Raw genomic sequence first — 6448 nt, forward strand, 5'->3', positions numbered from 1 at the left:
CCAGCCCCTCGACGACCGAGTAGAACTCGGCGGTGCCGAGCCGCACGCCGCCCCGGTTGAGGGTCGCGTCGGACCGGCCGGTGATCACGCAGCCGCCCCGGTCGTTGATCGTGATCCAGTCACCGTGCCGCCAGACGCCCGGATAGACGTCGAAGTACGCCTCCTGGTAGCGGGTGCCGTCCGGGTCGTTCCAGAAGCCCACCGGCATGCTCGGCATCGGCTCGGTGATCACCAGCTCGCCCAGCTCGCCGATCACCGGAGTGCCGTCGGCCGACCGCGCCTCCACCTTCGCGCCGAGGGCCCGGCAGGTGATCTCCCCGGCGTGCACCGCCAGCAGCGGCACCCCGCCCACGAAGCCGGTGCAGACGTCCGTCCCGCCGGAGAGCGACTGGAGCTGGAGGTCGTCGCCGACCGTCTCGTACACCCAGGTGAAGCCCTCGGCGGGCAGCGGCGCGCCGGTCGAGCCGACCCCGCGCAGCGCGGAGAGGTCGGCGACCTCCTTCGGCACCAGCCCGGCCTTGCGGCAGGCCAGCAGGAACGGCGCGGACGTGCCGAAGTAGGTGGTGCCGGTCTCCTCGGCGAGCCGCCACAGCGCGCCCAGGTCGGGGTGGCCCGGGTTGCCGTCGAAGAGCACGATCGTCGCGCCCACCGCCGGCCCGGAGACCAGGAAGTTCCACATCATCCAGCCGGTGGTGGTGAACCAGAAGAACCGGTCCGCCGGGCCCAGGTCGTGGTGCAGGGCGAGCATCTTCAGGTGCTCCAGCAGGATGCCGCCGTGACCGTGCACGATCGGCTTGGGCAGGCCCGTGGTGCCGGAGGAGTAGAGCACGTAGAGCGGGTGGTCGAAGGCGACCGGGGTGAAGGTCAGCGGCTCGTCGGTCTCGGCGGCGAGGTCGGACCAGGTCAGCGCGCCCTCGGGCGGCGGGCCGGCCGGGTCGAGGTAGGCGATGGCGACGGTGTGCGCCAGCGACGGCAGGGCGGCCCGGATCGCCGCCACCTCACCCCGACGGTCCACCGGCTTCTCGCCGTAGCGGTAGCCGTCCACCGCGACCAGGACCTTCGGCTCGATCTGCTGCCAGCGGTCGGTGACGCTGCGGGTGCCGAACTCCGGCGCGCAGGAGGAGAAGATCGCGCCGAGACTGCTCGTGGCCAGCAGCAGCACGTACGTCTCGGGGATGTTCGGCGCGTACGCGGCCACCCGGTCGCCGGCGGTGACGCCGAGCCGGCGCAGCCCCGCCGCGACCCGGCGGACCTGCTCGCGCAGCCCGGCCGCGGTCAGCGCGACCGGCGCGCGGGTCTGGCCGTGCGCGATCACCACCGGGTCGTCGTCGGCCCGACCGGGCATCCGCAGCACGTTCTCGGCGTAGTTGAGGGTGGCGCCGGGGAACCACCGGGCGCCGGGCATCCCGCGGTCGGTCAGCGTGGCGGTCGGCGGGGTGTGCGCGATCACCTCGAAGTGGTCCCAGACCGACCGCCAGAACGCTTCAAGGTCGGTGACCGACCAGCGCCACAGCTCGTCGTAGTCGGCGAAGTCCAAGCCCCGGTGCTCACGCAGCCAGCGCAGGTAGTTCCCGATCCGGGACCGCTCGCGTACGTCCGCCGGCGGCGTCCACAGCACGTCACCCACTGCTCCACCCTCCCCTGGCCCCGCACGACACTGTGAAATGGGCCGTGGCGCCATCTTGCCCTACCTCGAAGCGCCATTCTCCGCACCCGACCCCCGTCGGCGCACGTGCGGAACCCACATGCCCCACCGCCACCCTGTGTGGTCCGGGCGGGCAAGGGCCCGTCCCCGCGTCCCCGGTGGCGGCCGGACTCCTCGTGACGTCTCAGCCGGCGCGGTGGGCCTGGATGGCGCGGCGCCGGGCCAGCCGGTGCGCCCGGCGGATTTCCGCCTCCCGGAACCGGCGCTCGTCCTCCGCGGTCTCCGGCAGCACCGGCCGGACCGGCCGTGGCGCGCCGCCGACGTCGACGCCCACGAAGACGAGGTACGCGGTGGCCACCCGCACCGGCTCGTCCTCGGCCGAGTCCCACCGCTCGGCCACCACCCGGACCCCCACCTCCATCGAGGTCTGCCCGGTCCAGTTCACCTGGGCGTGCGCGTGCACCAGGTCGCCCACGCGGACCGCCTCGGCGAAGACGATCTCGTCGATCGCCGCGGTGACCGCCGTGCCGCCGCTGTGCCGGGCGGCCGCCGCCCCCGCCACGTCGTCGATGAACTTCATCAGTACCCCGCCGTGCACGGTGCCGTAGAGGTTGACGTCGACGGCGGTCATGATGCGGCTCAGGGTGACCCGGGAGTACGAGGTCGGCTTGCCGGCCGGCGCGGTGGAGGGGTGCTCGGTCATGTCGGAAACGGTACGGTGCGCGGATGCGACATCTCTGGAGCTTCCTCGCCGGGTTGGTGGTGGCACCCGTCACGTGGGTGCTGGTCACCCTCGGACAGGACGGGTCGGCGGGCACCGTCGACCGTTGGGTCGAGATCGACAGGTTCAACTCGGCCAATCTCATCGAGCCGGCCGTCTACCTCGCCGTCGGCGGGATCCTGCTCGGCCTGCTCGGCACGCTGCGCACCTCACCCCTCGGCCCGCTGGTGGCCGGGCTGCTGCTCGCCGCCCCGTACGTGGGGATGTTCGTCGCGCCCTTCGAGGTACGGGACCGCATCCCGGACGGCTGGAAGGTCCTCGGCGACCCCCTGCCGCTGCACGTGCCGGTGGAGAACGGCACCCTCTTCCTGCTCGGGCTGCTCCTGGTCATGGCGACGTTCAGCGGGCAGCGCTGGCGCCGGTGGCCGCGGCCGGTGGCCGAGCCCGCGCCGGCGACCGCCGCCGGCCCGGAGGGGGACGACTTCACGCTGACCGACTGGCCCTCGGCCGGCTCGACCGACCGGGACACCGCCCCGCTGACGCTCGGTTACCCGGACCCGACGCCGACCGAGCCACTGCCCCGTCGCACCGGCGGCGAGTCGCCGTGGTCGGCGCCGCCGCGCACGGGCAACCGGCCGGAGGAGGACACGACCGAGATCCGGTGACCACCGGGCGGGCCGGGCGACCGGCCCGCCCGCCGACCGGCTCAGCCCTTCAGGAGCTGGCGGGCCATCACGATGCGCTGCACCTGGTTGGTGCCCTCGTAGATCTGGGTGATCTTGGCGTCCCGCATCATCCGCTCGACCGGGTAGTCCCGGGTGTAGCCGTAGCCGCCGAGCAACTGCACCGCGTCGGTGGTGATCTCCATGGCGGCGTCCGAGGCGAAGCACTTGGCGGCCGCGCCGAAGTAGGTCAGGTCGGCGTCGCCCCGCTCCGACTTGCCGGCGGCGGCGTAGGTGAGCTGGCGGGCCGCCTCCAGCTTCATGCCCATGTCGGCGAGCATGAACTGGACGCCCTGGAACTCGGCGACCGCCTTGCCGAACTGCTTTCGCTCCTGCACGTACCCCTTGGCGTAGTCGAGCGCGCCCTGGGCGATGCCGACGGCCTGCGCGGCGATGGTGACCCGGGTGTGGTCGAGGGTCTTCATCGCGGTCGCGAAGCCGGTGCCCTCCGCGCCGATCATGCGGTCCGCCGGGATCCGGACGTTGTCGAAGTAGACCTCGCGGGTCGGCGAGCCCTTGATGCCGAGCTTCTTCTCCGGGGCGCCGAAGCTGACCCCGGCGTCGGACTTCTCCACCACGAAGGCGGAGATGCCCCGGGACCGGGCCGACGGGTCGGTCACCGCGAAGACGGTGTAGAACTCCGAGACCCCGGCGTTGGTGATCCAGCGCTTGACGCCGTTGAGCACCCAGTGATCGCCGTCACGTACGGCGCGGGTGGTCATCGAGGCCGCGTCGCTGCCCGCCTCCGGCTCGGAGAGGCAGTACGAGAACATGGCGTCGCCGGAGGCGACCGGGGTGAGGTACTTCCGCTTCAGCTCCTCGGAGCCGGCCAGCAGCAGCGGCATGGTGCCCAGCTTGTTGACCGCCGGGATCAGCGAGGACGACGCGCAGGCGCGCGCCACCTCCTCGATCACGATGGCCGTGGCCAGGGCGTCCGCGCCCGCGCCGCCGTACTCGACGGGGATGTGCGGGGCGTGGAAGTCCGCGGCGCGCAGCGCGTCGTAGGACGCCTTCGGGAACTCACCGGTCTCGTCCGCCTCGGCGGCGTGCGGCGCCACCTTGGCCGCACAGACCTCACGGACCGCCTCCCGGATCGCCTCGTGCTCCTCGGGCAACCGGTAGACGTCGAACGACTGCTCTGCGGCCATGTCGGCCCCTCCCCTTCACCGCTATCATGCGCAGTCTGTAACGTCTCCTGACCGTCGACGGCGCAGACTGAAGGATAGCGACCACCTCAGGCGATGTTACCGCCGCGTAGGCTATGGCACGACGAGCGTCGACGCCGCCCGGCGATGATGGAAGTGACAGGCATAGAGTCCCTCCGGTGCCCGCCCAGGCGCCGCAGCAGAACGCGACGCGACGACGCGGCGCCAGCGCGAGCGGAGAAGACAGGCGTGACGATCCCGTACCCGAACACCCAGCCGATGCCCGCCATCGCCGCGGTGACGCCTCCCTCGGGCGCGCAGCGACCGCGGGTCACCTTCCTGGGCACCGGCTACCTCGGTGCGACCTACGCCATCTGCTACGCCGAGCTGGGCTACGAGGTCCTCGGCTTCGACGTCGACGCCGACAAGATCGCGATGCTGAACGCGGGCGAGGTGCCGATCCACGAGCCCGGCCTGGACGAGCTGCTCAAGCGCAACCTGGCGGCCGGGCGGCTGCGGTTCAGCACGGACATCGCCGAGACCGCCGACTTCGGCGACGTGCACTTCATCTGCGTCGGCACTCCGCAGCGCGCCGACGGCATGGGCGCCGACCTGTCGTACGTCGAGGCGTCGGTCACCAGCCTGGCCCAGCACCTGACCCGCAAGGCGCTGATCGTCGGCAAGTCGACCGTGCCGGTCGGCACCGCCGAGTGGGTCGAGCAGCTGGTCAGCAAGCACACCCCCGCCGACCTGGGCGTCGAGGTGGCCTGGAGCCCCGAGTTCCTCCAGGAGGGCTTCGCCGTCGACGACGTGCTGCGGCCCAACCGCATCGTGGTCGGCGTCAAGAGCGAGTGGGCCAACGGCATGCTCTACGCCGCCCACAAGGGCGTCTTCGACCTGGCCGCCACGGAGGACCGCGAGGTGCCCCTCGTGGTCACCGACTTCGCCACCGCCGAGCTGGTCAAGGTCGCCGCGAACGCCTTCCTCGCCACCAAGATCTCCTTCATCAACGCGATGGCCGAGGTCTGCGAGGCCGCCGGCGGCGACGTCACCCACCTCGCCCGCGCCATCGGCTTCGACCCGCGCATCGGCAACCGGTTCCTCCAGGCCGGGCTCGGCTTCGGCGGTGCCTGCCTGCCCAAGGACATCCGGGCGTTCCAGGCCCGCGCCCAGGAGCTCGGCGCCGGGGAGGCGCTGCGCTTCCTGCACGAGGTCGACCTGATCAACCTGCGCCGCCGGACCCGGGTCGTCCAGCTCGCCGCCGAGCTGCTCGGCCGCCGCTCCGGGCCGGCCGGTCCGGACCTCTCCGGCACCCGGGTCGCCGTGCTCGGCGCGACGTTCAAGCCCAACACCGACGACGTACGCGACGCCCCGGCGCTCGCCGTCGCCTCGCTGCTGCGCAAGGCGGGCGCCGACGTGCACGTCTACGACCCGCAGGGCATGGAGCGGGCCCGCGCCGTGGCCCCCGAGCTGGTCTACGAGCCCGGCATCAACGAGGCCGTGACCGGCGCCGACCTGGTCTGCGTACTCACCGAGTGGGCCGACTTCCGCAACGCCGACCCCGTCGCCCTCGGCGAGCTGGTCGCCGGCCGCAAGGTGGTCGACGGCCGCAACTGCCTGGACTCCGCACTGTGGACGCAGGCCGGCTGGGAGTACCGCGGCATGGGCCGCCCCTGACGACCGACGACTGACGGCCGGTCGCGGAGCACGCTCCGCGACCGGCCGTTCGCCGTCCGCCCGACGATCTTTGCCCCGGACCCGCCGACAACTGTCGAAATCCGCGCCCGCATTGGGCATGCTGCCAAGGTGGGAGTCCACAGTGCGGGCGGAGGGGTGTCGTGGCGAGCTTTCAGTGCTCCTCGTGCGGCCGGGAGATCAAACCGGCCGTCAGCTGCCCGCACTGCGGTGCGCACCAGCCACAGTGGGTCGAGCACCTGGCGGAGATCGAACGGTCCATCGCGGAGATGAAGGCCCGCGAGGCCGCCATCGCCAGCGAGCAGCGGCAGATCGCCGCCAAGATGCAGGCCGCGCTCTTCCAGCGGGACATCCTCGCGCACGCCGGCGAGGAACGCCTCAAGCAGGCCACCCGCCCTCGTAGGGTGCTGCGCCGCCGTGGGCCTGGCCGGAACGCTGGTGCTGCGCCGGCCGCGGTCGGCACGCTGGCCGCGCGGAGCAGGGCGGTGACGGCGTACGCGAGGGCGAGGGCGACCGCCAC

At 72.5% G+C, this 6448-nt stretch carries 6 protein-coding genes; 3 read left to right on the forward strand and 3 right to left on the reverse strand.

The window, feature by feature from the left end; genetic code table 11:
• Nucleotides 1–1627, reverse strand: a 1627-nt coding sequence (locus tag ACSNOB_RS31085; RefSeq protein WP_436690911.1) for an acetoacetate--CoA ligase, incomplete at its 3' end; no start/stop codon positions are given.
• A gap of 202 nt (nt 1628–1829) precedes the next feature.
• Nucleotides 1830–2348, reverse strand: coding sequence for an acyl-CoA thioesterase (locus ACSNOB_RS31090; RefSeq protein WP_393112739.1), 519 nt, complete (start codon nt 2346–2348; stop codon nt 1830–1832).
• Between the two features lie 23 nt (nt 2349–2371).
• Between ACSNOB_RS31090 and ACSNOB_RS31095 the strand changes: the two genes are divergently transcribed.
• Entirely contained in the window at nt 2372–3031 is a 660-nt protein-coding gene (locus ACSNOB_RS31095) for a hypothetical protein (protein WP_436690913.1), read from the forward strand.
• A 41-nt stretch (nt 3032–3072) separates the two neighbouring features.
• Here ACSNOB_RS31095 and ACSNOB_RS31100 read toward each other — a convergent pair whose 3' ends face one another.
• Nucleotides 3073–4236, reverse strand: coding sequence for an acyl-CoA dehydrogenase family protein (locus ACSNOB_RS31100; protein WP_436690915.1), 1164 nt, complete (start codon nt 4234–4236; stop codon nt 3073–3075).
• Nucleotides 4237–4482: 246 nt separating this feature from the next.
• Here ACSNOB_RS31100 and ACSNOB_RS31105 point away from each other — a divergent pair, with 246 nt between their 5' ends.
• Both ACSNOB_RS31105 and ACSNOB_RS31110 read left to right on the forward strand, forming a co-directional pair.
• Nucleotides 4483–5910, forward strand: a complete 1428-nt coding sequence (locus tag ACSNOB_RS31105) for a UDP-glucose dehydrogenase family protein (protein WP_393112745.1) — start codon at nt 4483–4485, stop codon at nt 5908–5910.
• Nucleotides 5911–6071: 161 nt separating this feature from the next.
• Nucleotides 6072–6448 (forward strand): hypothetical protein (locus ACSNOB_RS31110; RefSeq protein WP_436690917.1); only part of this gene is annotated, 377 nt, incomplete at its 3' end.

The organism is Micromonospora sp. URMC 106, from assembly GCF_051386395.1.
Classification (GTDB): domain Bacteria; phylum Actinomycetota; class Actinomycetes; order Mycobacteriales; family Micromonosporaceae; genus Micromonospora.